The organism is Enterococcus gallinarum (assembly GCF_021496385.1).
Classification (GTDB): Bacteria; Bacillota; Bacilli; order Lactobacillales; family Enterococcaceae; genus Enterococcus_D; species Enterococcus_D gallinarum.
The window spans coordinates 2,149,221-2,173,011 of sequence record NZ_CP050816.1 but is presented as its reverse complement, the minus strand read 5'-3'; the positions used below and the strand labels follow the sequence as shown (position 1 = coordinate 2,173,011).

23 protein-coding genes are annotated in these 23,791 nt (G+C 41.6%); 3 read left to right on the top strand and 20 right to left on the bottom strand.

Annotation, left to right across the window (positions count from 1 at the left end; genetic code table 11):
• Nucleotides 1-39: 39 nt before the first annotated feature.
• The 9 genes from HED61_RS10795 to HED61_RS10755 form a co-directional block, all read right to left on the bottom strand.
• Nucleotides 40-966, bottom strand: a complete 927-nt coding sequence (locus tag HED61_RS10795) for an aspartate carbamoyltransferase catalytic subunit (protein ID WP_003126612.1) — start codon at nucleotides 964-966, stop codon at nucleotides 40-42.
• A gap of 41 nt (nucleotides 967-1,007) precedes the next feature.
• Nucleotides 1,008-2,288 carry a solute carrier family 23 protein gene (locus HED61_RS10790; RefSeq protein ID WP_003126613.1) on the bottom strand — a complete coding sequence of 427 codons (1,281 nt, stop codon included), beginning with the start codon at nucleotides 2,286-2,288 and terminating at the stop codon, nucleotides 1,008-1,010.
• A gap of 19 nt (nucleotides 2,289-2,307) precedes the next feature.
• Nucleotides 2,308-2,844 carry a bifunctional pyr operon transcriptional regulator/uracil phosphoribosyltransferase PyrR gene (gene pyrR / locus HED61_RS10785; protein ID WP_003126614.1) on the bottom strand — a complete coding sequence of 179 codons (537 nt, stop codon included), beginning with the start codon at nucleotides 2,842-2,844 and terminating at the stop codon, nucleotides 2,308-2,310.
• Nucleotides 2,845-3,086: 242 nt separating this feature from the next.
• Nucleotides 3,087-3,992, bottom strand: coding sequence for an RluA family pseudouridine synthase (locus HED61_RS10780; protein WP_003126615.1), 906 nt, complete (start codon nucleotides 3,990-3,992; stop codon nucleotides 3,087-3,089).
• The gene (lspA, locus tag HED61_RS10775) at nucleotides 3,993-4,451 is read right to left on the bottom strand and encodes a signal peptidase II (protein WP_003126616.1); all 459 of its coding nucleotides are present in this window, start codon (nucleotides 4,449-4,451) and stop codon (nucleotides 3,993-3,995) included.
• On the bottom strand, nucleotides 4,448-5,155 hold the full coding sequence (locus HED61_RS10770) for a CBS domain-containing protein (protein WP_003126617.1): 708 nt from the start codon (nucleotides 5,153-5,155) through the stop codon (nucleotides 4,448-4,450). Before HED61_RS10770 ends, lspA begins: the two co-directional genes overlap by 4 nt.
• Nucleotides 5,148-5,555, bottom strand: coding sequence for a hypothetical protein (locus HED61_RS10765; RefSeq protein ID WP_096710990.1), 408 nt, complete (start codon nucleotides 5,553-5,555; stop codon nucleotides 5,148-5,150). Before HED61_RS10765 ends, HED61_RS10770 begins: the two co-directional genes overlap by 8 nt.
• Nucleotides 5,556-6,213: 658 nt before the next feature.
• Nucleotides 6,214-7,884 (bottom strand): formate--tetrahydrofolate ligase, encoded by a 1,671-nt coding sequence (locus HED61_RS10760; RefSeq protein WP_219645323.1) that lies wholly within the window; start codon nucleotides 7,882-7,884, stop codon nucleotides 6,214-6,216.
• Between the two features lie 125 nt (nucleotides 7,885-8,009).
• A complete protein-coding gene (locus tag HED61_RS10755; protein WP_005473184.1) occupies nucleotides 8,010-8,417 on the bottom strand; it encodes an EbsA family protein in 408 nt (135 codons plus the stop codon).
• Nucleotides 8,418-8,483: 66 nt separating this feature from the next.
• Here HED61_RS10755 and HED61_RS10750 point away from each other — a divergent pair, with 66 nt between their 5' ends.
• The gene (locus tag HED61_RS10750) at nucleotides 8,484-8,897 is read left to right on the top strand and encodes a ribonuclease HI family protein (RefSeq protein ID WP_060814306.1); all 414 of its coding nucleotides are present in this window, start codon (nucleotides 8,484-8,486) and stop codon (nucleotides 8,895-8,897) included.
• Here the strand turns inward: HED61_RS10750 and cls are convergent.
• From cls to HED61_RS10730, 4 genes are all read right to left on the bottom strand, one after another.
• Nucleotides 8,880-10,346, bottom strand: coding sequence for a cardiolipin synthase (gene cls, locus HED61_RS10745; RefSeq protein ID WP_113849711.1), 1,467 nt, complete (start codon nucleotides 10,344-10,346; stop codon nucleotides 8,880-8,882). The genes HED61_RS10750 and cls overlap by 18 nt on opposite strands.
• Before the next feature lie 9 nt (nucleotides 10,347-10,355).
• A complete protein-coding gene (locus tag HED61_RS10740; RefSeq protein ID WP_219645322.1) occupies nucleotides 10,356-11,495 on the bottom strand; it encodes a cation diffusion facilitator family transporter in 1,140 nt (379 codons plus the stop codon).
• Between the two features lie 292 nt (nucleotides 11,496-11,787).
• Nucleotides 11,788-14,430: an alanine--tRNA ligase gene (gene alaS, locus HED61_RS10735; protein WP_219645321.1), complete on the bottom strand. Its 2,643-nt coding sequence runs from the start codon at nucleotides 14,428-14,430 to the stop codon at nucleotides 11,788-11,790.
• Between the two features lie 372 nt (nucleotides 14,431-14,802).
• Complete coding sequence (locus HED61_RS10730) at nucleotides 14,803-15,855, bottom strand: DUF7278 family profilin-like fold-containing protein (protein ID WP_219645320.1); 1,053 nt, start codon at nucleotides 15,853-15,855, stop codon at nucleotides 14,803-14,805.
• Nucleotides 15,856-15,919: 64 nt separating this feature from the next.
• Here HED61_RS10730 and HED61_RS10725 point away from each other — a divergent pair, with 64 nt between their 5' ends.
• Nucleotides 15,920-16,351 carry a GNAT family N-acetyltransferase gene (locus HED61_RS10725; RefSeq protein ID WP_176333364.1) on the top strand — a complete coding sequence of 144 codons (432 nt, stop codon included), beginning with the start codon at nucleotides 15,920-15,922 and terminating at the stop codon, nucleotides 16,349-16,351.
• Nucleotides 16,352-16,401: 50 nt separating this feature from the next.
• Here the strand turns inward: HED61_RS10725 and HED61_RS10720 are convergent, their stop codons facing one another.
• Together HED61_RS10720 and HED61_RS10715 are read right to left on the bottom strand one after the other, a co-directional pair.
• Nucleotides 16,402-17,748 carry a DEAD/DEAH box helicase gene (locus HED61_RS10720; protein WP_060814311.1) on the bottom strand — a complete coding sequence of 449 codons (1,347 nt, stop codon included), beginning with the start codon at nucleotides 17,746-17,748 and terminating at the stop codon, nucleotides 16,402-16,404.
• A gap of 51 nt (nucleotides 17,749-17,799) precedes the next feature.
• Entirely contained in the window at nucleotides 17,800-18,957 is a 1,158-nt protein-coding gene (locus HED61_RS10715; protein WP_003126631.1) for a VanZ family protein, read from the bottom strand.
• A 95-nt stretch (nucleotides 18,958-19,052) separates the two neighbouring features.
• On the opposite strand from HED61_RS10715, the gene HED61_RS10710 reads away from it, so the two are divergent.
• Complete coding sequence (locus HED61_RS10710) at nucleotides 19,053-19,379, top strand: hypothetical protein (RefSeq protein WP_113849715.1); 327 nt, start codon at nucleotides 19,053-19,055, stop codon at nucleotides 19,377-19,379.
• A 241-nt stretch (nucleotides 19,380-19,620) separates the two neighbouring features.
• Here HED61_RS10710 and HED61_RS10705 read toward each other — a convergent pair whose 3' ends face one another.
• From HED61_RS10705 to HED61_RS10685, 5 genes are all read right to left on the bottom strand, one after another.
• Nucleotides 19,621-19,845 (bottom strand): hypothetical protein, encoded by a 225-nt coding sequence (locus HED61_RS10705; protein ID WP_113849716.1) that lies wholly within the window; start codon nucleotides 19,843-19,845, stop codon nucleotides 19,621-19,623.
• 11 nt (nucleotides 19,846-19,856) lie between these two features.
• Nucleotides 19,857-20,222: a hypothetical protein gene (locus tag HED61_RS10700; RefSeq protein WP_050801524.1), complete on the bottom strand. Its 366-nt coding sequence runs from the start codon at nucleotides 20,220-20,222 to the stop codon at nucleotides 19,857-19,859.
• Between the two features lie 72 nt (nucleotides 20,223-20,294).
• The gene (locus tag HED61_RS10695; RefSeq protein WP_219645319.1) at nucleotides 20,295-20,936 is read right to left on the bottom strand and encodes an HD domain-containing protein; all 642 of its coding nucleotides are present in this window, start codon (nucleotides 20,934-20,936) and stop codon (nucleotides 20,295-20,297) included.
• Nucleotides 20,937-21,115: 179 nt separating this feature from the next.
• Complete coding sequence (locus HED61_RS10690) at nucleotides 21,116-22,609, bottom strand: carboxypeptidase M32 (protein ID WP_103300887.1); 1,494 nt, start codon at nucleotides 22,607-22,609, stop codon at nucleotides 21,116-21,118.
• Complete coding sequence (locus HED61_RS10685) at nucleotides 22,606-23,769, bottom strand: THUMP domain-containing class I SAM-dependent RNA methyltransferase (RefSeq protein WP_003126638.1); 1,164 nt, start codon at nucleotides 23,767-23,769, stop codon at nucleotides 22,606-22,608. The genes HED61_RS10690 and HED61_RS10685 overlap by 4 nt, the downstream gene beginning before the upstream one ends.
• Nucleotides 23,770-23,791 lie beyond the last annotated feature (22 nt).

The window sequence follows — 23,791 nt, the reverse complement described above, 5'->3', positions numbered from 1 at the left end:
TGCTTCCTCCTCTATCTCTATTGGTCGCGTTTCTTATAATTAAGCTTTGCCATTCAATACCGCTTCTAAAATTGCCATCCGGACAAACACGCCATTCGTCATTTGCGTGACAATTCTTGAACGCAGCCCTTCAACTAATGGATCTGCCAGCTCAACATCACGATTGACTGGAGCCGGATGCATGATGATGGCATGGTCTTGCATTTTTGCTGCACGTTCCACTGTCAATCCATAATCCCGTAAGTAAGCCTCTTTTGAGAAACTTTCTGAGCCATCATGGCGTTCGTGTTGGACCCGAAGCATCATCATCACATCGACTTGATTCACTAATTCATCTAGAGGCAACCAGTGTCCATACACTTCAAATTCATTGTCATACCATTGTGGCGGGCCAGAAAAATACACTTTGGCGCCTAATCGTTTGAGCATTTGCATATTTGATTTGGCGACACGGGAATGGGTGATGTCTCCGACGATCGCTACTTTCAGTTGATCAAAGTGGCCAAATTCTTCATAGATCGTCATCAAGTCTAATAAGCATTGCGTGGGATGCTGTCCGCTGCCATCGCCTCCATTGATGATGCTGCATTGGATCGTTTTACTTTGGATCAGCTCGTCATAATAATTCTCGTCTCCGTGGCGGATTACAGCGACATCCACGCCTAGTGCTGACATTGTCAGCACGGTATCATAAAGGGTTTCGCCCTTTTGCACAGAACTCGTTGAGGAGTCAAATTCAATCACTTCAAGACCTAATTTCTTTTCGGCTACATCAAAACTTTTGTGGGTTCTGGTACTATTTTCAAAGAAAAGGTTCGTAGCAAAGTATTGTTCTTTTTGCGGCATCCATTTGGCCCCTCTTTTAAATTCCTGCCCTCTGCGGATAAGCCCCATCACTTCTCGATCTGTTAATGCTTCAACGGTCAAAAGATGCTTTAAACTGATTCTTTCTGATTGGATGATCATGAATAATACCTCCTAGTTTTTCCCTTTTAGTTGACGACTAGTTATTGTTCTTCACTGCGTGATGTTTCTGGCAAAATTAGATTTAAAATGATTCCTAAGACAGTTGCTAATGCCATGGCTGATAAGGTGAATGTTCCGACCGTAAAGACAAGGCCGCCGATTCCGATCACCAGAATCACAGAAGCAATGATCAAATTCTTTTTGCGGTCAAAATTGATTTTATTGTCGATCAAGATTTTCATCCCGCTTGCAGCAATGACACCGAACAATAGGAAGCTGATTCCAGAAATGACCGGATTTGGGATACTCAAGATCAAGGCACTCAATTTTCCGACAAAGCCTAACAAGACAGCCAAGACAGCCGCACCACCGATAACAAAGACACTGTGCACTCTCGTAATGGCCAAGACACCAATGTTTTCACCATAACTTGTCACAGGGGGTCCCCCAACGAATCCGGCAACGATTTGCGCAAAGCCGTCTCCCATCAATGTTTTGTTTAATCCTGGTTCTTCAAAAAAGTTACGCTTTGTTAGTTTATTCAAAACCATCAAATGGCCAATATGTTCTGTCATCGTGACAAAAGCGATAGGCGCCATCGTCGTGATCGCATTCAAATGTAGCGTTGGCTTGTATTGAACAAAGGGAATTTCGAAGCTTGGTAATGAGAACCAAGCAGCATCAATGATTGGCTGCACATCTACGATCCCAGCAGCTAAAGCTACTAAGTAACCACCAATGATCCCTAGTAAGATGGGGATCAAGCCAAGAAACCCTCGCAAAAACATGTTGAAGAAAATCGTCAATCCCAATGTAACCAATGCAACTAAGATAAATTTAAAATCATAGATGTCCCCATTGTACATTGCGTTTTGAGCGGCATTAGCAGCTAGTCCTAACCCGATAACCATGATCACAGGCCCTACGACGATCGGCGGCAAAATTTTATCCAGCCATGCAGCACCAATCTTTTTGATGATCAGAGAAACGATGATGTAAACCAGTCCTGTTGTAACAGCTCCTTGGGCGATTGCCGGGTAGCCGTCTGATTTCATCAACATTTGCATTGCAGCGATAAAAGCAAAGCTGCTCCCTAAGTATGCGGGAATCTTTCCTTTCGTCGTAACGAGGTAAACAAGTGTCCCCAAACCGGAACTTACTAAAGCGATACTTGGGTTGATCCCAACTAGGATCGGTACTAAAACAGTTGCTCCGAACATCGTGAATAAATGTTGAAGACTTAAGCCTAACCAAGGCAATGCCTTTGGGCGATCATTGATATCTAATACCACATCGGTATTGCGAAATTCTTGCTTTTCCATGTGTCTGTCACTCTTCTTCCTACTCGTTTTCTTTATTGATCATGATTCGATCAGAACCGTCAGATTCTTCCATTTCAACAATGATTTGTTCGCTTAATGCCGTTGGAATATTTTTCCCTACAAAATCTGCCCGAATCGGTAATTCTCGATGCCCCCGATCGACTAGTACGGCTAGTGAAATCCGGCGAGGACGACCGAAATCCATGATGGCATCTAATGCTGCCCGGATGGTGCGCCCTGTAAACAACACATCATCGATCAAGATGACTTCTTTGCCATCGATTGCTGTTGGAATGTCAGAAGAATGGATCTCAGGATCTTCATCTGATTTTTTATCGTCTCGATACAATGTGATATCCAGTTCGCCAACGGGGACTTCTACTCCTTCCAATTGTTTCAAGCGTTCAGCAATTCGTTGTGCGATATAGATTCCCCTAGTCTTGATTCCTACTAAGACTAGGTCATCAATCCCTCGGTTGCGTTCGATGATTTCATAAGTGATTCTGGTCAATGCTCGTTTCATTGTTACTGCATCTACTACTTCTTTGGTTGGCATTTCGTTCCCTCCTAATTTTGAACATAAAAAAACTCCTGCCTAGTGAGGCAGGAGTTATGTTTTCCGATCATACTTTCTGGCGCTGTATACAGCGATCCAGAATATGCGCAATCATCCAGCAAGTTTTCGATGCTCCAACGCGGGAGTCGTCTGCTTGCTCATTTCCTTCTTAGCCTCACGGGACTACACTTAAAGGAGCTATTTATTTGTTACACACACTATACAGTTCTTTGAAAAAAAAATCAATCATTTTTTCGCAATTTTTTTAAGGTTTCCTCAAAAAGTTCGGGTAATGGCGCTTCAAAAACCATTGATTCTCCAGTTGTCGGATGGGTAAATCCTAACAGTTTGGCGTGAAGGAATTGGCCATTGCCTTTCAAAGTCTTTTTAGGGCCATAAACAGGATCGCCGGCTAATGGAAAGCCAATGTATTGCATGTGGACCCGAATTTGATGGGTCCGACCCGTTTCCAACTGTAATTCGACTAAAGTAAATTGATCAAAACGTTCCAAAACTGTAAAATGTGTCACAGCCGGCTTACCATCTTCTTGCACTGCTTGCATCTTGCGATTCACTTTAGAACGGCCAATCGGTGCATTGATCGTGCCTTTTTCGTGAGAAATATTCCCATGGACCAGCGCAACATACTTCCGTAAAGAAGTTTTGTCTTTCAACTGTTTGGCTAACGCTTCATGGGCATGATCATTTTTGGCAATCATCAATAGCCCTGACGTATCCTTGTCGATACGATGAACAATTCCTGGTCGTACAACATCATTGATCGAAGATAAATCGGTCATATGATACAACAATGCATTGACCAGCGTTCCGTTAGGATGCCCTGCCGAAGGATGAACGACCATTCCTTGCGGTTTATTGATCACGGCAACATCTTGGTCTTGATACACAATCGTCAAAGGAATATCTTCAGGTTCCAGATCTAGGGACTCTGGTTCTGGTACTTGAATCACTAACTGGTCACCAGCTTTTACTTTGTAATTTGCACGAATTGGATCCCCTTGACAGGTGACCGCTCCTTCTTTTAACCATTGTTGAATTTGCGAACGGCTCGCTTCTAGACGATCTGCCAATACTTTATCGACACGCCCTTTTTCTTCATGGATTACTACTTCAATTTGATTATTCATTTATTTTCCCTTCACTTCATCATCAACTAACGCATAGATAAAAATCAATAACACGCCGATCACTAACGACATGTCTGCAATATTAAAAATCGGAAAATTGATAAAATCTAGCTGAAACATATCCACGACGTACCCCAAACGCAAGCGATCGATAAAATTTCCGATCGCTCCGGCTAAGATAAAGGATAGTCCCAATCGAAACCATATACTGCTTTTACGATGACGGATCAACAAATAAGTTACAACAATAACAGCGGCAACCGTGATGATCGTAAAGAAGGTCATCTTCCCTTCTAAGATACTCCATGCGGCACCGGTATTCCGAATATAAGTTAGTGAAAAGACATGGTCGATCAACGTTTGAACATCACCTAATTCAAAATTGCTGACGATCCAAAACTTCAACCACTGATCAAGTCCAACAATTATGGCACTTAGTAAAAAAAACAAAGCTATCATCTTTTTTCCACACTTTCTTCGTTAAAAATATCCCGCGGACGAACGATGCCTAATAAATTTCCATTAGGATCGCCATTTTTTGTGATTAATACCGCTTCAAGTAAAGCATTTTTATGGAACAGGTCTTCTACTTCAGTGACCGTTGTTGTCGCGGGTACAAACTGATAATTGGACTCTTTACCGTCTTTGATCAACAAGTCTTCTGCTTTACGCCCTTCTAATCGGATCTCTCCTTTTAGACTTTCTTGAGCAAACCAGTATCCTAACATACGTAAAGTGATCAACCCAACAAAACGTCCTTTGTCATAGAGTGGAAATTGTGAAAACCGCTTTTGAGCGACAATCTTCAAGATTTCTTTCAGCGCCAACGTTTTTTCAAAACCGGTCACTTTTTTACCAAACTTAGGTAAGACCGTTTCAGGCTGCAACAAGGCCTGTTCGATTTGTTGGATTCGTGTCACTACCCATTGATTTGGCTCGGCGATCACAAAATTTTCACCGATTTTTTCATGAACGATGGCGTTCCGCAATTGGGCCATCTGCAATAAATCTTCTTCGTATTTTTTGATGTCTCCTTGCTTCTGTTTTGAAAGACGGCGAACCATCTCTGAAAAACCCATGTTACGAGGATTACCCAAATCGTCCCTCAATTGTTTTTCGATTCGATTGAAACTACTCAAAAAAATATCTGCTCCGCTAGCCATTTGTTACCTCCTCAATTACATACGCTTGTTTGCTATAATAAAGACCTAAACATAGATAACCTGCTAAATAAAGAAAGATACCCGAAAGGATAATGGACAACTGTCCACTGCGAGTTAAAAACGCGATCATTAGAAACAGACCAATATAAAACAGCACATAAAAAGAAATCAGTCGCGGATTCATTTTTATTTCTAATGGAGTTTCTGCGTGTAAATCAGCCAACGCAATTTCTTTGCTTTTTAGGATGGAAAATCGGACAGACAATCGGTTGTCAGAATTGAGATTCAGCTCGACGGTCTCTTGATGATTGATTCTGGCGACTTTCTGACCATCCACTAGCAAATCCAGCGGACTCCCCATCGCGTAAAAGCCGGTATTTCGTATGATTTTACGTTTCATCGTTTTATACGCTCCAATTTTATCAGTATACTTTAATTTTCTTAGAAAGAAAACAGTCTTTTAAATGCACTACTGATTATATTATAACAAAAGACACGTCTCTTGCCTCTTGCTAATATTTAACTTTCAGTCTTTTAATAGATTGAAAATCCAAAAGCGGCAAATCATAAGATAAAAACGAGCGACTTTTATAGCCCTCTTTTTAAAACCATTCTTTTTATAGTCTCTCGTTTAAAAGAGCTTGATAACACTTTCCCCTTCCCGTTTCCTACTTTCGTTTCTAATGTTTCTAATGTTTCTAAGAGCAACGGATAAATAGGAATGCTGGAGATAACTATGGGAGACTTTTAGAAAACTTCACAAAAATGAAATATCCTCGCAGTCTCTTCAATTATTTCTTCCAATTTTTGAAAGTCAGAAGAAAAAGGGAGGTTTTATTCTCCTCCGAATCTCGCAGCCTATGTACAGCGTCAACAAAAAACGAACCAAACAAAACCTACTGAAAGACGACGAATCGCTCGCAAACAACACACCACACTTACAGATCACTATTGATTTGTAAGTGTGGTGTGTTATAAGAAATTGACTGAACTATTACTGGAGCCTTCGAGAATCTATTTCTTCATCCAGTATTCGCAGATGCGGAGAGAAAATAAGATTAAAAAAGGCCAGATACATTGCCGTCTGCATCGACATCCATATTCAATGCTGCTGGTTTCTTAGGCAGTCCAGGCATTGTCATAACAGTACCAGTCAAGGCAACAATAAAACCAGCGCCTAGTTTTGGTACAAATTCACGGATCGTAATCGAAAAATCAGCCGGTGCGCCTAAAAGCTGTGGATCATCACTAAAAGAGTACTGTGTTTTTGCCATACAAATCGGCAATTGATCCCAGCCATTTTTTTTGAAGACGTTCAATTGGCGCTGTGCCACACTTGAGAAGACCACATTTGATCCGCCATAAATCTCTTTGACGATCTTGGCAGCTTTAACAGAAAGGCTCTCTTCATTTTGGTAAAGCCTACGATAATTGCCGGGTTGTTCATCAATGGCAGTGACGACTTGCTGCGCCAAAAGTTCCCCCCCTGCGCCACCTTTCTCCCAAACTTGCGTCCGAGCGATTGGTACACCAATTTCCTTGCAGCATTGCTCCAACATTTGGATCTCAGCTTCGGTATCAGTGACAAATTCATTGATTGCAACAACAACTGGCAATTGATAGTTTTGCATGTTTCTCACGTGACGTTTCAAGTTGGCAAAACCCGCGACTAAAGCCGCTACATTTTCTTCTTTTAAATGTTCTTTATCTATCCCGCCGTGCATTTTTAAGGCGCGAATCGTTGCGACCACTACGACAGCGTCTGGTGCTTTAGAGAGATTGGGTGTTTTAATATCCAAAAACTTCTCTGCCCCGAGATCTGCGCCGAACCCCGCTTCAGTAACCGTGTATTCTCCTAAATGGAGAGCTGTTTCAGTGGCAATGACACTATTACAGCCATGGGCGATGTTGGCAAAAGGTCCCCCATGAATCAACGCAGGCGTTCCTTCGATGGTTTGAACCAAATTTGGTTTCAAGGCATCTTTCAACAATAAAGCTAATGCCCCCTGAACCTGCAAATCCTTGACGTAGATAGGTTGTTTATCATACGTATAACCAATCAAAATATTGCTCAAGCGCTCTTTCAAATTATCCAAATTCGTTGCTAGACACAAAATAGCCATAATCTCACTAGCAACGGTGATATCAAAGCCATCTTCTCTAGGTACTCCTTGCAGTGGTCCGCCTAGTCCGACGATCACTTGTCTTAATGCACGATCATTCAAATCCACGACACGTTTCCAAATGATCCGTCGCGGGTCGATCCCTAATTCATTTCCTTGTTGGATATGATTGTCCACCAACGCAGATAATGCATTATTCGCAGCAGTGATTGCGTGCATGTCCCCGGTAAAATGAAGATTGATGTCCTCCATCGGCAAGACTTGCGCTCTGCCTCCGCCAGTCGCACCACCCTTGATCCCCATGACTGGACCTAATGATGGTTCTCGTAAAGCAATCACGGTTTGTTTTCCAATACGGTTTAAGCCATCTGCCAATCCAATCGTGACTGTCGACTTTCCTTCTCCCGCAGGGGTTGGGTTAATCGCTGTGACTAAGATCAACTTGCCGGTGGGGCGTTCCGCGATTTCCTTGATTGCTGGCCAATCGATTTTTGCTTTATACTTCCCATATTGTTCTAGATCTTCTGCTTGTAATCCGATAGTTGCTGCAATATCAATAATCGGTTTAATTGTTGCTTCTTGTGCAATTTCGATATCTTTTTTCATCAGTAACCCTCTATTCCCGAACTATTATTCCTTATTCATTCATATTTGTTTGTCCTATTTCTATTATACCGTTTTTCATGAAGATTGAAACCCTGTTTTTCACTGGAATAAAAAAAGAGTCAGAATTATTTTTCTGACTCTTGTCTTTCAAGAATAGGCACTAGATTAACAAAGTGTGTCTGTAATACTTCAAGATCTTTTTTACGCATTACAAACGTATAGCTTCTTTCATTGGTCACGATTCTCAAATGATGATTCTCTATCCCAATGGCTTGGATTTTCTCGAGAGGAATAACTACTCGTTTCCAAAAGCGGGCATAGGTGATTTTGATGGTCTTCTCCGTCAAATAAAGGCGGCGCTGCAATCCTAACCAGACAAGAAATAGAAAAATCCCCAACACAAGATTGCTTTTCCAATAAGGGCGAGTATTTTCCAGTGCCAAAATCAAGCTGTAAAACAAAACGATCAGTGAACTGGACCAATAGATAATTGCGGTGGCTGGTTCTGGTTGCCAAAAATAGTTACGTTTCATAAATAATTTCCTCACGCGATCAATTTCTAGTATACTTATATCCATCATAACAGAAGGAGTCAACTCATGCTAAAAGTGTATCTCGATGCTTCAACCAAAGGAAACCCTGGACCTAGTGGCGGCGGTCTGTTGATTGTAGGGGAAGACCTGCATGAACAGCATGCCTTTGTACTACCCACGCTCACAAATCACCAAGCAGAATTTGCTGCGATGCATCATGCTCTTGAATTTCTTTTAACGAAAGAATGGCAAGACCAGACGATCATGCTTTATACAGACAGTAAAGTCGTCGCTCAAACAATCGACAAAAATTATACGAACAACCCCGATTTTCGGAAGTATTTAGAGGAAATCCAAGAGTTGCTGCCCTATTTCACTTTACTGATTGTCCAATGGATTCCCGAATCTCAAAACAAAGGTGCCGACCATCTGGCCCGTCAAGGGTTAGCTAAGGCTTTAAAATTACAGGATCGGCGATAACAAACGAGAAAAGTTTTGCTTGAAACGCAACCAGTAAGATTGTTTAGCCAGCATTTCATCTGTCAATAAAGTGGACTGCAGCATATCCTCTTCAAAAATCGTTTTTAATTGCGCCGTGACTTCTTGATCATAAACGAATGCATTGACTTCAAAATTCAACGCATAACTGCGAATGTCCTGATTTGTCGTGCCAAACGAGCAGATGGTATCATCCATCATAACAGTTTTGGCATGTAAAAATCCATTCTCATAGATATAGATTTTCGCTCCCCGGCGATGTAAATAGTTGGCATAGTGTTGGGTCGCTCGATAGATAAATGGATGATCCGGCATGCAGGGAATCATGATTCGAACATCTACACCTGAGTGGATGGCGATCTCCAAGGCATTCATCATACTGTCGTCAGGAATCAGATAAGGGGTTTGGATCCAAATCGATTTTTCAGCCGCCAAAATCATCTTGACGAAGCCGCCTTTAAGAATCTGCGTTTCCGTCTCAGGTCCGTCGGCCACGATTTGCATATCGACATGACCTGCCTCTTCTTTAGGCGGTAAAATGAAATAGCGATCTTCATATTCCAGTTGATCTGCTTCATTTCTAATCGAGGCATTCCAATCGCGGATAAAGATTTCCTGTAAGGTAAAACTAGCAGTTCCAACGATTCGCGCATGTGTATCCCGCCAATAACCAAATTTTGCTTTTTTACCTAAATATTGATCCCCTACATTAAACCCGCCGGTCCAGCCAATTTGGCCATCAATCACCACGATTTTGCGATGCAAATGGTAATTCAAACGTGTATTGCGAATCAAATTTTTTGAAGTAATAAAGGGCACGACCTTTCCGCCAGCGTCCATTAATGGCTGAAAGAATTTACGATTTGCTTTGGGAGAACCCCATGGATCGAATATTAGTCGAACTTCTACTCCTTGCTTGGCTTTTTCAATTAGGACATCAAGAAACTGCCCACCAATTTCATCATTAAAAAAAGAATAGTATTCCACATGAATATTGTCTTCAGCATTTTGCATATCTGAAAATAAGGCAGCAAATTTTTCCTTGCCGTCCGTATAAAATTGTACCTGATTGCCTTTTGTCAAAGGGGATTCATCTAAATTTTTAAAATACCGTTCCAATAGATGGTTGTCATCTGAGTATGGATGCTCTGGAAAGGAATAATTGTGGACTTTGATGATTTGATTTAATTCATTGATTCTGCTTTGATGGTGCTCACTGAATTTATAAATGATTTCTCCGTCGATTCCTCGACCACAAAACAAATACAACAAAAACCCAAAACCCGGGATAAAGACTAATGTCATCATCCAGGCAAAAACACTTGCAATTGATCGCGGTTTACGAAAGACCGTAATAAATGCCGCAACTGTATTGACAAACAGCAACGCCAAAAAGACGGTCGAAACCACACTCATATCCATTTTTATCATATTTTCCTCCTACAACAAATAAGTATGATCAAACGTGATCGCCACCTCATACGTGCCGATTTCATGCGTAATCTTTTGATAAATTTTATCTTGCAGTTCACGATCTGTGTAATTTCTTTGCTTTGGGATCACCAAATCAAAAGCAAACTGTTTTTCGTGAATCCGAAAGTCGTGCATCCTTAACTCTGGATCAATCGTCTCAACGATTTGTCTGACTTTTTCCCGCAACTGCCGGTACTGTTTATTTTGGATAGGGACAGGATCAAGATGACAAACCAATTCAACTTGAAGGTTCCTTTGAAAATCATGTTCGATCGCATCAATTACTTCATGGGCTTGGGACAAACTCCAGCTTTCATTGACTTCAATATGAACACTAGCAAAACGATTCTTGGGACCATAGTTATGAACGAGCAGATCATGGTACCCCAATATTGTTGGATAACGATCTAGTCGATCCTCCATCTCACGGATTTCAGCTTCTGTCGGACGTGCACCTAGCAGTTCATTGATAAAGGTACGGATCATCATGATACCACTAAATAAAATGTATAGCGCGATCAGCAAGCCAATATACCCATCCACCCGCCAACCGGTTCCCCATTCAATCAATGCAGAGAGCAAGACCGCAACTGTTGTGAGTACATCATTAAAACTATCTTGTCCGCTAGCTTGTAAGGTTGCAGAGTCAATTTTCTTCGCCAATTGACGGTACATGAGACCTTGCCAAAGCTTTAATCCGATTGACAAGATCAGCACAATAAACAACCATGGTGATAAACGGATCGGTTCAGGAGCAATGATTTTTTCAAAGGCATTTTTTAGAAACTGAAAACCAACAAATGTGATTAGTAAAGAAACCACAAAACCGCTAATGTATTCAAACCGTTCATGGCCGTAGGGATGCTCCCTATCCGCCGGCTTGGCAGCAATCCGAAAACCGATCAATGTCAAAAAGGAGGAGGCGGTGTCAGACAGACTATTGATAGCATCTGCCATGATCGAGACCGATTGTGCCGACAGTCCAATCAGAAACTTTGCGACAAAAAGAAGTGCATTTGAGAGCAATCCCAGATAGCTCGCAAGTTTACCGATCATGGTGCGATCAGTTGCGTTTCCTTTCATTCGCTTTAAAAAGAAGCGCAGCATAACATTCCCTCCAAGCGTAAATTCGTCTTTCTTATTTTACCCCGAATGAAATCAGTAAAACAACTAAAAGCATGTAAAAAACGTATTTTTCTAAAAATGAATGCTTCAGCTATTCCAAAATTTCTCTTTAATAAAATCCAATTTCTGCAAAAACAGAAAAAATACCCGAAGGAATCACGTTTCGATCCTCTACCGAACGTCTTATAAAAAGACGCGGCAGCTCTCTGACACACAATTCCAGTTCGGATATTTCTTGATGTTATACATTTTTTTATGATTTGCTGTTAAAGAATCAGTTTGCGGCTAACCAATTGGCTACTTCAGTTAATGCAGCGTCGATTCCTTCTGGTTGCTTCCCACCGGCTTGTGCCATATCTGGACGTCCGCCGCCACCGCCGCCGACTTTCGGTGCGATGTGCTTGATCAAATCTCCTGCTTTCAAGCCTTTCTCATTTGCCTGTGGCGTCATTGCAGCCAACAGATTAACTTTGCCATCGTTGGCTGTAGCAAGAACTAAAACATCCGATAATTCTTTTTGTTTCCATTGGTCTGCCAATTGGCGTAACTGATTCATATCTTTGACAGTTACTTTTGCAGCAATAAAACGAATCCCATTCACTTCTTTGACATCTTTGAAAACATCGCCAGCTTGTTGATTGGCTAGTTTGCTCGCCAGTGCTTGATTTTCTTTTTGCAGATCCCGCAGTTGTTGCTGTAATTGTTCTGTTTTGCTGACTACATCTTTGATTTGTGCCGATTTGACGATCCCTGCAATGGCTTTTAGCTGTGCTTCTCCTTCATGTAGCAATGCGTAAGCTTCTTGACTGGTCACTGCTTCAATCCGACGAACGCCAGCACCAATCCCGGATTCAGAAACAATTTTGAAAATACCGATATCTTCTGTATTGGCGACATGTGTGCCACCGCAAAGCTCGATAGACCAATCTGCGACATTGACTACGCGCACATCGTGGCCGTATTTTTCGCCAAAGAGAGCCATCGCCCCCATGCCTTTCGCTGTGTCGATGTCGGTTTCGATAGTTACGACTGGCAAAGCTTCCCAAATTTTCTGATTGACGATTTGTTCCATCTGACTTAATTCGTCTGCAGTCACTTGGCCAAAATGACTAAAGTCAAAACGCAAGTGTCCAGGTGCAACTAATGAGCCTGCTTGGTTTGCATGGCTACCTAGCACTTCTTTCAACGCTTTGTGCAATAAATGAGTGGCTGTGTGGTTTTTGATGATTTTGTTCCGACGGTGCTGATCAACTTGCAAGAAATAAGAAGCCCCTTCCGTCAAGTTGCCAGTTACCTTCGCAGTATGCAGAAACTGGCCATTTGGTGCTTTTTTTACATCAGTGATCTCCGCAACGATAGCACCAGATTGGTCAACGACAGTACCAGTGTCCGCTACTTGACCACCCATTTCTGCATAGAATGGTGTTTCTTTGAAGATCAGTTTGGCTTCACCAGTGGTTACTGTATCAAGCAGTTGTTCCTCTTGAATGATCACTAACAATTCGCTGTTGGCTTCAAGGCTTTCGTAGCCAACAAAACGGCTTTCGACTTTGATATCAGTCAAAAGAGCGGATTGAACACCCATAGAAAGCTCAGTCGATCGAGCAGAACGAGCCCGTGCCCGCTGTGCATCCATTTCTTTTTCAAAACCGGCATGATCAACTTTCAACCCTTCATCTTGAGCGACTTCTTCAGTCAATTCAACAGGGAATCCGTAAGTATCATACAACTTAAAGATATCGGCACCTGCTAATGTCTCTTGCCCATCTGCCTTCACTTTAGCAATGACTTGGTTCAAGATCTCTAATCCTTCATTGATGGTTTCATGGAACCGTTCTTCTTCATTACGGATTACTTTTTCGATAAACGCTTGTTGAGCCAATACTTCCGGATAATAACTCTCCATGATTTTTCCTACGATCGGAACAAGTTTATATAAAAAGGCTGAATCGATACCTAATTTCTTGCCATGCATGACGGCGCGGCGTAGCAAACGGCGCAACACGTATCCGCGTCCTTCGTTTGACGGTAGTGCACCATCGCCTATAGCAAAAGAAAGCGCGCGAATGTGGTCGGCGATCACTTTGAAGGAAATATCTGTTGCTTTGCTTTCGCCATATGCAAAATTGCCGCTCAATTCTTGAACCGCTTCGATGATCGGCATAAAGAGATCTGTTTCAAAGTTGGTTGGTGCATTTTGGATGATCGACACCATCCGTTCAAGCCCCATCCCCGTATCAATATTTTTATGTGGTAATGGTTCATACGTGCCATCTGCTTGATGATTGAACTCTGAAAAGACCAAATTCCAAATTTCCAAATAGCGTTCATTTTCACCGCCAGGATAATTCTCCGGATCATCTTCTGCGACATCGTTGAACTCAGGTCCGCGGTCATAAAAAATCTCTGAATCTGGTCCACAAGGTCCAGCACCGATGTCCCAGAAGTTGTCTTCGATCTCTACGATGTGTTCTGGAGTCAACCCGATTTCTTCGCGCCAAATTCGTTTTGCTTCTGTGTCTTTTGGATACACTGTGACATAAAGCTTTTCTGGATCAAAGGCCATCCATTCTGGAGAAGTCAAAAACTCCCACGCCCAATGGATTGCTTCATTTTTGAAGTAATCACCAATCGAAAAATTTCCTAACATTTCAAACATGGTGTGGTGACGTGCTGTCTTACCAACATTTTCGATATCGTTGGTCCGAATCGATTTTTGTGCATTGGTGATTCGCGGATTTTCTGGAACAACGGTACCGTCAAAATATTTTTTCAATGTTGCTACACCTGAGTTGATCCACAACAATGTTGGGTCATTTACAGGGACGAGTGATGCACTAGGCTCGATCGAATGTCCTTTTGATTGAAAGAAATCGAGAAACATTTGACGAACTTCGGCACTTGATAAGTGTTTCATATAGTTTTCCTACTTTCTAATGATAAAATCGCTTGGGAGCAAGGAATGCTTTTGTTCTTTGGTGACCTTTCTCTCTGATATCTGTTCATTCGACGAACTCGCTTCTGGGCAGTCAAACAAAAAAACACCACTGCAGAGCAAGGACGTAGCTACGCGGTACCACCTTACTTGCAATGATGTTGATCATTACCTCTCAGACTCGATAACGCAGAGCAGGCGTCAGCATTTCTACTGAATCAGATACCAAAGGGAGCGATCAATTAGGATTCTTGTTTTTCTCTCAGCTTTGAAAAACTTTCTGTAAAGAATGAACAAATCAACCATGTCCTTCGTCTTTAAAAGTATAAGGAAATGTTCACAAAAAGTCAATCCTCAAATCCGTTCTCGATCAATAATAACTGCTTTTCGGTAGCGGTATTTTTCAGGGTCCAACTGCTGGTTTGCTTGCAACATTTTGCGTGACCGATAATAACTAGCATAGGGCAATGTATCCAGTAATGGATTGCCGCACTCTGGCCAATCTTCCATCTTTAGAAATGAACTGTCAGTTAGCTCCCATCCATTGGCATACGGATAAATCAAGCCAAACATGTTCGGCTCAGCCAATGCTTTTTTGGTCAATTTGACACCATCCTCACAGGGTTTTTCATTGCCCCAACGAAATAAACGACGGGTCCCGGCGCCCACTGCATATTCCCACTGTTCTTCATTCATCAAATCATATCCCTGCTGTCCCAGCCAGTGCTGCAAGTCATTTTGGGTCATTCGTTGGTGGGTGTATACATGATAATTGCCAGACACTGGATGCAGTTCCGCAAAGTACTGATTTTCGGCACTGATTGTTCTTGGCATTTCCCACTGCAAACTTTCTTCAAAACTTCGCGGCTGCTGAAATGCCTGCCGTATCTCGGAACCAAAAGTTTCAAATTGATCAACATGACCATGGAATTCTCCCGTGACTGTATCTAGTTCTCCAATCAAACGAGTACCCGCCGGCAGCGCCATTTTTTGCACCAACATAGGTGGAATGGCTGCTTTGCGTAATGGGCTCGTCGACTCATTGACAAAATCTCCCCACTCCTCAGCGTTTGACAATCCATAGCCTTCGATCAAGCGGCTCAGCGATGGATTAAGAGTTTCTTGCCACATTTTGGACCAGCAGGTTATCGGCAATCCCTGAATGCCCAAGTCCCAGCCTAGAATTGTTTCAGAATTTCCAGGCACAAAGACGAAGGGTTCCTCATCAATCGTTAATTCAAAGGTCTCACACTTGATTCCTGCATAGCTTGTTTTAATAAAATGAACATCTGTAATTTCTTTCAATGGGCTGACAAAGTACATGACTACTTGCTGAAACACTTGGCTTTTGACTTCAGCAGTCAAATTTTTCCAATTCGTCCATTGCAATGCTTCGAAAAAATCCACGAGCTTTCCCCTTTCATCTGCTACAATCAATATAGATTGAGTATACCATGAATTGGGAGGAAAAATGATGCAGCTTTATTTTGGGCGGGAGGACTGGATTCAGCAGGCTGTTTTTGCACTTAGAAGATCTGTCTTTGTCGACGAACAAGGAATCGCTCCTGAATTAGAATTTGATCAAAAAGATCAGTTCTGCCATTATTTTCTACTGGCAGAAGGCCAAGTACCAATTGCCACTATTCGCTATCAATCGTTGGATTCGCAAACGATTCAGCCTGATCGCTTTTGCGTGGCTAAAAACTATCGAAAGCAAGGGATAGGACGGCAGTTGTTAGCGGCCTATGAGCAAAAAGCGATCACCGATGGCTTTTGCTGGTCGGTTTTGTCTTCTGAAATTGCAGCAATCGGCTTTTATCAAAAATGCGGCTATGAGATCCTCTCTCCTCCTTTTGAAGAAGATGGAATCCTCTGTGTAAAAATGGGAAAAAATCTTTGCTAAAACGAAGGAACACCCAATAGCCATTGCTTGGCCGATGGGTGTTCCTTAAATTAGATACTGGAATTTTTTTTATTCTTGCGAGCAGAGCGATTCGACTGACGACGTTCGATCTTTCGTTTCTCTTTGTTTTTCTTATCAACAGCCCACTGAATTTTCTTCTTGTAGCCAGGTTTGATTTTTTTCTTTTTCTTCTTGACCAACCCAATCAATGTTGGGTCTAATTCGTCTCTTGATTTTTCACGTTTTTGTCGACGATTCCGATCATATGTTGCAACGATCTCCCCATTTTTGATTTCTTTTGGTTGGAATTTTACACCTAAATCTTCGATTGCTTGAATGGCTTGTTCGTCACTAGGATCATACAAAGTGATCGCTGTTCCAGCTAACTGATTACGTCCAGTACGTCCCACACGATGAATAAAGAAATCCAAATCCGCCGGAATCTCAGCATTGATTACATGCGAAACCCCCTCGATGTCAATCCCGCGAGCAGCTAAATCAGTTGCGACTACATATTGATACTCTAAATTTTGAACCTGACGCATCACACGTTTGCGTTCTCGCGGTGTGATATCGCCATGGATCTTGGCTACTTTCAGCCCTTTTTCTTTCAGATAGTCGGTTAATTCATCCACTCGGGATTTGGTATTGGCAAAAACAATCGCCAAATAAGGATGTCCCGTCGTTAGTAGTTGATAAACCAATTGATTCTTATCTTTTCCTTTAGTTGAGATCAACCAATTTTCAATGGATTCAGAGATGACTGCTTTCGGACGAATTTCTTCGATCAATGGATTTTCGAGATATTTTTTCAAAAATGGACGCAGCTTTTCTGGAATCGTTGCAGAGAAAACTAACATTTGCAGTTTTTCCGGCAATCGACTAGCAATTTGGTCCACTTCTTCCAAAAAGCCCATATCTAATGTCATATCTGCTTCATCAATGACAAAGGCTTGTGCCGTATGCACAGCCAGTGCTTGTTCATTGATCATATCTAGAATTCGTCCCGGTGTCCCGATAACAAGCTGCGGCTGCTGGTTTTGCAAACGGTCCATTTGTCGTTGTTTATCCGTGCCGCCTACAAAGTTGGTCACACGAATCTCTGGTTGCTGAAATTCTGCTAGTTGTTTTGCCGCTTGATAAATCTGCGTGGCTAATTCACGACTCGGTGCAGTGATAACTACTTGCACTTCATCTTTTTGCGGATCGATTTGATCCATCAAAGGAAGCAAAAATGTATGCGTCTTCCCACTTCCAGTTTGGGATTGTCCCACGACACTGCGACCTTTTTGGATCACAGGGATTAATTTTTCTTGAACTTCTGTTGGTGAAGTAAATTTCTTCTCCGCTAACGCTTCGTAAATAAATGGTTGAAATTTAAATGACTCAAAAGACATTCAAACACCTTCTTTCTATTGACATCTTTTGGATTATAACATATTTCCAGCTCAATTCCTAACCTTGTTTCGCTGGATCGTGCTTACTACATAAGTAGCCGTTCTTTTTTCGTAAAAGAATCGCGGTTGTTTTTTGAATGCTGCCCAAAGGATGTTGCAATAAAATCCAAGTTGGATCAAACCAAAAATCAACACAACCAACAAACTCACTAGGACGAGCATTTGATTAGTAGATTGAATAAAAGGCGTAAACAACACATTGATGCGTGTCGCACTAACATAGATCAGATAGAGCAATCCATAACGCTTAAAAATTGCTCTGAAACTGACACGGGAATGGTTTTCCTCCATCACTCGAATGCGAACAAGTTTTTTTCCTAGCGTTTGTCCATTGAGAATATAATTCAAAAGAATAAAGTAAAGAACTACTTCTAGTAAAAAATACCAATAATCATTCGTAAAGTCATCGATTTCTTTATTCACAGTCACTCTTAACAGAATCATAAGCATCCAAGCGAATAAATTCAATATTCCCCAATCGATCAGCCAAGCAACAAATCGGCGAGTAAACGTCACTCGATTATCTTTGGCATAAGATTCGGCATCCATCTCTTCACGGGTAGGCAACAGGAAGGTAAACAATGGCGTCACCAAAAAGCCAATGGTCCCGCCAAGGGTATTGACAAATAAATCATTGACGTCAAACAACCGATAAGGGCGCGGATAAATAAAGTATAATCCAGTTAACTGAGTCAATTCAAAGAACAGTGATAAGCCAAAGGTTGCCACAATCGTCTTCGGAAAAGACAATTTAAAGTAGTAGCGCATATAGACACCAAAAGGCAGTGTCAAAAAAAGATTGAATAATGGCTCTAAGACTACGTTTTGCTTCAAAGCCGGAAGATACGTAGTGGGATCATTGATTTGTAACACCGTTTGCTGCAAAAAATGCTGCCAGGAAGCACCTAACTGCCACTCCATTTTGGGACCGGTCATTTGAGCGACTTCTTCAATACTCGGCAACGGCAAAATGACCAAGAAATAGGCACAAAGCAGATAAAAAACAAATGAATAAAGTACAATTGCTCGTGAAAAAATAAATCGGCCAAATTTACGGTATTGGCGCACAAAAAATATCGACGAGATTGCAAGTGCCAAGAATGGAAATAACAGTAATGCAACCTTGATTGGCATAAGATAAGCTGACATAACATCCTCCTAAAAATCTATTTCCTTTTAATCTTACACTGTAATTCCCAAAACGTAAATTTTGGAGTATGATAAATAAAAGGAGGTTAAAAAACATGTTGAATCCTTATTTTGCTTTTGGTGTGCCATTTTTTCTTTTATTGCTCTATATCGGCTTTGCGCTTTTTCGCCGTTCTTCTCATATTCCTTATTTAGGGTTTGTACTCTTTATCATTGCTGGATTTATGAGTGTATTCAGTTTCCAAGTGATCCAACAGGCGCTGACAGAAGTAAATAAAACCAATGCTACTGCGGTAGAGCAGGTCCATGGCTATTCCCTCTACTTATTAGCTATTCCGTTGCTGATCGGTCTCTTGTTAGTGATCCGCAATATTTTTCGGGGTTATGCTAAAATCAAAAAAGTACGTCTCCAATCCAAATGAAAAAGATACAGTTTCACTTTATTCAAATGTTGACTGACAGGCGCTCTGAAAAACAAATGAATCCGTCAAACAAAACAATTATCCGAACGATAGCTGAATGATCAAGCGTACTTACATGCATGCGGACTTAAGTTAAGCGCATCGCATTCTTCATCGACTATCGTTCGGATATTTTTTTGTTTTGTGTTCTTCTGTTTTTCTTTAACCTACATACATTCATTGGGCATTTGCCCCTCTATTCTTACTCCTCGTCTAGAAAATCAGTCTCGGCCTGTGCAAGAAATTGCTCCTTGACTTCATCATCCAGTTGTTCCAAAAGATATTGCCAGTCGCTATTTGACAAAACGACCACATCCAAATCTTTTTCTTCGTCAATCAATTCGAGGTTGCTGTACTTATCACCCAGATCAAGAAATAAATCAGCGAGTGTTGCATCCTCAATGGTTAGGTATTCCGTTTTTTTCATCACCCATCACCTCAAAAATCAAAGAATTCGTAAAACAATATTTCAAACGATTGAATGGTTGTCATTTTTTGTAGCGTCAATAAATCCAAGCGGATAAACTCTTTTTCCACTAGAAAATAGTGATTGTCTTCTAATGCTTCTTCGATGAATGGCAGAATCTGTTCTTCATCTCCTTGCCGTTCCCTGGAAATACTAGAGATCTGATTAAATAAACGTTCATCTTGCAATAAAAAATACTCATCATCGTACCGGTAAATGGCAACTTGATAATTCCGGATGGGTAATGCTGCTCGAATGATAAAAAAACATTCCCCAGAATCAGAAAGTGCAGGTAATAATTCATTCGGTTTCAGCGCTTGTTTGTAATACATATCCATCCCTCCCCTTATTTATAATTATAGATAAATACAGAGGAAACACAAAGGAATCGAACTGAAGATTAAAAATTACTAAACATCCCATTCTCTATAAAATTCAGTTAAAAAGGTTGTCATAAAGTCTTTACGCCGCAGCGCTTCTTGTTTGCCAAAGTGTGTGTGCATTTTTTCAGACAATAAAAACAACTTTTCATAGAAATGATTGATCACGGTGGTCCCTTTTCGATAGTCAGCGTGGTTTGTGAACGTTTTCGGCGCTCGCTCTGATTCATGGATCGGATGCTGATGTGCACCGCCAAAGTAACTAGTACGCAAAATACCAATTGCGCCCAATGCATCTAAGCGATCCGCATCTTTCACGATTTGTCCTTCTAAAGAGGAGACTTGTGCCCCTGCCAATAACTCTTTTGAGAAAGAGAGATTCTCAATGATTGTAAATATATGACTGATTTGTTCTGCTGTGGCTCCAGCAGCGAGAAGGCATTGCTGCACTTCTTCTTTGGCTTTCACCACATCTTTCACCACCTTATCATCAATGGTATCGTGCAAAAATGCCGCTGCTTCCACAACGTAATCATCTACTTGCAGTTGATCTTCGGCAATGATCTGTTTAGCCATTGCGGCTACTCTCTTGACATGATCAAAGCCATGCCCTGTGTGATCAGTTCCCAAAATCAATTTGGCATATTCATAAATTGGTGCTATATCAGCCATTTTTTGAAACTCCTGTCTTTTTTATCTTGTTTCTATTGCTAGCATTCTGATTCAATCGTCCGATTCCATCAAAGTATCAGAACCTAAAGTCAATAAATACTATCGTCTAGCTACCTAGTTTGCCGTGCGTTTTTTTAAAGATGAGAAGAAGCCTTTCGAGTGAACGAAAGGCTTGCTCATTAGCGGATTTGATAAACAGAAAAATAAACCTTCCGCAGATAATCCAATAAATATTGCGGATTTAACAGTTCTCCTGTCGCATCCAGAATCAATTGATTTGGTTTTTTAGAAGCCCCGTATTGATGAATGTGCGTGGTCAACCATTGGCGGATCTCTGAATAATCATCAGAAGCCAATACAGCATCGACATCGATCTCTTTTTCCATTGCATGAAAAAGCTGTGCCGCATACATGTATCCTAAAGCGTATGATGGGAAATAGCCAAAACTTGACCCTGACCAATGAACGTCTTGCAAGATACCTTCTAAATCATTTTGCGGACGTACGCCTAAGTATTCTTCATATTTATCATTCCAAATAGTTGGCAGATCTTCCACATTCACTTCTTCATTGAAAATCATCTTCTCAATCTCGTAACGGATAATGATATGCAAAACATACGTCAGGCTATCTGCTTCGATCCGAATCAAACTTGCTTGGGTAAATTTTAATGCATTGTAGAAAGTCTCAAAGGAAACATCATCGAAAGTTCCTTCTGCACACTCTTGAAAATAAGGGTATTGTTTCTCCCAAAAGTTGCGATTGCTACCGATAATGATCTCATTGAATAAAGATTGCGATTCATGGATTCCCATGGATGCTCCTTCGTGGACCGGCGTTCCTTCAAATTTTTCATCAATGTTTTGTTCATACATGCCGTGGCCTGCTTCATGAATCACGCCGAATATTCCCATCGAAAAATCTTCTTCATTCCAACGAGTCGTCAAGCGAACATCATTGTGGTTAATGCCGGTCGCAAAAGGATGCACCGTATTGTCCAACCGCCCGCGAGAAAAATCATACCCTAAGTCTGTGATGACTTTCGAGATGAATTTCCGCTGTTGCGCCTCTGTCATTTTACGAGATAAGATCGTTGTATCTGGTGGAGTACCTTTTTCTAACTGGCGACGAATATCCATGATTCCATCACGAACTTGTGAAAACACATTATCCAAGATTTCAACGGTCATGTTCGGTTCATATTGATTCAAAAGAACATCATAATTTGTCCGTTCCTCTTTTTTCCAATAAGGGATCAGCTCTTTTGTCAAACGGATATTCTCAGCTAATGCTTCCTTGAATAAAGAGAAATCTTTCGCTTTGCGGGCTTGCGTCCAAGCAGTATGAGCTCTAGAAGTAGCAGCAGAAGCTGCGATCGCTAATTCATTAGGAACATTTTTTTGCAGCTCATATTCTTCTTTCACCAGCTGATAAGCTGCTTGACCAACTTCAGATAATTCATCAGGGTGCTGACCAAAATAAGTAATGGCTTCTTGGATCGTTGGTCCGACTTTCTTTTCGAAATACAAGCCATACAAGTAGCTGTCAACTTCACTGCGATATTCGCTGGCCTTTTCAGGCATTCCCGTCTGAGTATCCCAACCAAGGATTCCCATTGCTTGTGACAGCAAATCGAGCTCTTTTAATTCTTTTAGAAATTCTTGTTCTTTCATTCAACCGTCTCCTTTTTACGCGGTGGGCGACTGCCCCAATACTGGAAGAAATCCGTACGCAACGCACCATTATATAGTTTGCGTTTCTTGGTTGCTTTTTCACCATAGTGGGTCTCAAATGTAAGGTCACTGGTCAAAATGTATTTGCTCCAAGTTTTTAATGGCCGAAAGACTTCGCCCATTTCACGGTACAAGCGCTGTACCGTCTCTTCTTCTCCTAAACGTTCCCCATATGGTGGGTTGGCAACGATCACGCCGTATTCTTTGTCTGTTTTAAAATCTTTGACTGCTTGTTGTTTGAAGGTGATGGAATCACCTAGACCAATCTCTTCCGCGTTTGCTTTGGCGATTTCGATCATCCGTCCATTGATATCTGAGCCCATAATGTCCAGTTGGCTATCGTAATCGGCTGCTTCGTCTGCCTGAGCTCTTACAGTCTCAAATACTTCAGCTGGAACCCAATCCCATGTCTCACAGACAAAGGAGCGATTGAATCCAGGGGCAATATTATGTCCGATCAGTGCTGCTTCGATGCACAGTGTACCGGAACCGCATACAGGATCAACAAACGGTCGGTCTTTGCGCCAGTTGGTCAACATGACTAATGCTGCAGCCATATTTTCTTTTAAGGGTGCGCCCCCTTTTTCTAGTCGATAGCCACGTTTGAACAAACTCGGTCCTGTCGTATCGAGTGTAATCATGGCATGATCTTTCAACAAAGCAACTTCCAACTGAAAGAAAGCACCACTTTCAGTTAAAGGAACACTTGCAGGGCGATGATAAACTTCCCGTAATCGATTAACGATCGCTTTTTTTGTGATTGCCTGACAATCAGGCACACTGAATAACTTCGATTTGATCGATTTACCTGCCACAGGAAACTCTGCGTCTAGCGGCAGAAAGTCTTCCCAAGGTAATGCTTTGACTTGCTCAAATAATTCATCAAAGGTGTATACATCAAATTCTCCCACCACAATCTTAATGCGGTCAGCTGTGCGTAACCAGAGATTGGCGGTTGCAATGGTCTCCAACGTTCCTTTGAAACGAGCCCGTCCATTTTCTACTTGGCATTCAATGCCTAAATCTCGCAACTCCTTACCAACTAGCGCTTCTAACCCACTAGCAGCGGTTGCGACACAATCAAATACTTTTTCTGTCATAGATTTCTCCTTCTTGATATAA

Coding starts and splice junctions, on each gene's coding strand:
- HED61_RS10740 (WP_219645322.1), bottom strand. CDS start 11,495: ATGCTGCGCTTCTTTTTAAAGCGAATGAAAGGAAACGCAACTGATCGC.
- HED61_RS10780 (WP_003126615.1), bottom strand. CDS start 3,992: ATGAATAATCAAATTGAAGTAGTAATCCATGAAGAAAAAGGGCGTGTC.
- HED61_RS10755 (WP_005473184.1), bottom strand. CDS start 8,417: ATGAAACGTAACTATTTTTGGCAACCAGAACCAGCCACCGCAATTATC.
- HED61_RS10715 (WP_003126631.1), bottom strand. CDS start 18,957: ATGTCAGCTTATCTTATGCCAATCAAGGTTGCATTACTGTTATTTCCA.
- HED61_RS10765 (WP_096710990.1), bottom strand. CDS start 5,555: ATGAAACGTAAAATCATACGAAATACCGGCTTTTACGCGATGGGGAGT.
- cls (WP_113849711.1), bottom strand. CDS start 10,346: ATGATAAAAATGGATATGAGTGTGGTTTCGACCGTCTTTTTGGCGTTG.
- HED61_RS10795 (WP_003126612.1), bottom strand. CDS start 966: ATGATCATCCAATCAGAAAGAATCAGTTTAAAGCATCTTTTGACCGTT.
- pyrR (WP_003126614.1), bottom strand. CDS start 2,844: ATGCCAACCAAAGAAGTAGTAGATGCAGTAACAATGAAACGAGCATTG.
- lspA (WP_003126616.1), bottom strand. CDS start 4,451: ATGATAGCTTTGTTTTTTTTACTAAGTGCCATAATTGTTGGACTTGAT.
- HED61_RS10710 (WP_113849715.1), top strand. CDS start 19,053: ATGTTGAATCCTTATTTTGCTTTTGGTGTGCCATTTTTTCTTTTATTG.
- alaS (WP_219645321.1), bottom strand. CDS start 14,430: ATGAAACACTTATCAAGTGCCGAAGTTCGTCAAATGTTTCTCGATTTC.
- HED61_RS10700 (WP_050801524.1), bottom strand. CDS start 20,222: ATGGATATGTATTACAAACAAGCGCTGAAACCGAATGAATTATTACCT.
- HED61_RS10725 (WP_176333364.1), top strand. CDS start 15,920: ATGATGCAGCTTTATTTTGGGCGGGAGGACTGGATTCAGCAGGCTGTT.
- HED61_RS10770 (WP_003126617.1), bottom strand. CDS start 5,155: ATGGCTAGCGGAGCAGATATTTTTTTGAGTAGTTTCAATCGAATCGAA.
- HED61_RS10760 (WP_219645323.1), bottom strand. CDS start 7,884: ATGAAAAAAGATATCGAAATTGCACAAGAAGCAACAATTAAACCGATT.
- HED61_RS10685 (WP_003126638.1), bottom strand. CDS start 23,769: ATGACAGAAAAAGTATTTGATTGTGTCGCAACCGCTGCTAGTGGGTTA.
- HED61_RS10720 (WP_060814311.1), bottom strand. CDS start 17,748: ATGTCTTTTGAGTCATTTAAATTTCAACCATTTATTTACGAAGCGTTA.
- HED61_RS10750 (WP_060814306.1), top strand. CDS start 8,484: ATGCTAAAAGTGTATCTCGATGCTTCAACCAAAGGAAACCCTGGACCT.
- HED61_RS10695 (WP_219645319.1), bottom strand. CDS start 20,936: ATGGCTGATATAGCACCAATTTATGAATATGCCAAATTGATTTTGGGA.
- HED61_RS10705 (WP_113849716.1), bottom strand. CDS start 19,845: ATGAAAAAAACGGAATACCTAACCATTGAGGATGCAACACTCGCTGAT.
- HED61_RS10790 (WP_003126613.1), bottom strand. CDS start 2,288: ATGGAAAAGCAAGAATTTCGCAATACCGATGTGGTATTAGATATCAAT.
- HED61_RS10690 (WP_103300887.1), bottom strand. CDS start 22,609: ATGAAAGAACAAGAATTTCTAAAAGAATTAAAAGAGCTCGATTTGCTG.